Source organism: Streptomyces hazeniae (assembly GCF_031845485.1).
GTDB classification, from domain to species: domain Bacteria; phylum Actinomycetota; class Actinomycetes; order Streptomycetales; family Streptomycetaceae; genus Streptomyces; species Streptomyces hazeniae.
On sequence record NZ_JAVREQ010000259.1, the window covers coordinates 1 to 384 of the forward strand.

Genomic DNA, 384 nt, shown 5'->3' on the forward strand with positions numbered 1-384 from the left:
TCCTCCGACCCCGGCGCGGTCGGAGGACTGCGCGAGGCGCTGTGTGAGCGGTACGGGGCCGGGGAACCGCTCCCCGAGATCCTCGCCGGACCCGACGCGGCGGCCACGCTCGCCGCGAGCGAGTGCCACACCGTGCTCAACGGGATCACCGGCTCCATCGGGCTCGCCCCGACGCTGGCCGCGCTGAAGGCGGGCCGCACGCTCGCCCTCGCCAACAAGGAGTCGCTCATCGTCGGCGGCCCGCTGGTGAAGGCGCTCGCCGCCCCCGGCCAGATCATCCCGGTCGACTCCGAGCACGCCGCGCTCTTCCAGGCCCTGGCGGCCGGTAAACGCGCCGACGTCCGCAAGCTCGTCGTCACCGCGTCCGGCGGGCCCTTCCGGGGC

Annotated in this window: 1 pseudogene; it reads left to right on the plus strand. The window is 75.5% G+C overall.

Annotated features, from left to right (window positions below):
• Nucleotides 1-384: pseudogene (locus RM572_RS29620) on the plus strand (1-deoxy-D-xylulose-5-phosphate reductoisomerase); the annotation flags it as partial.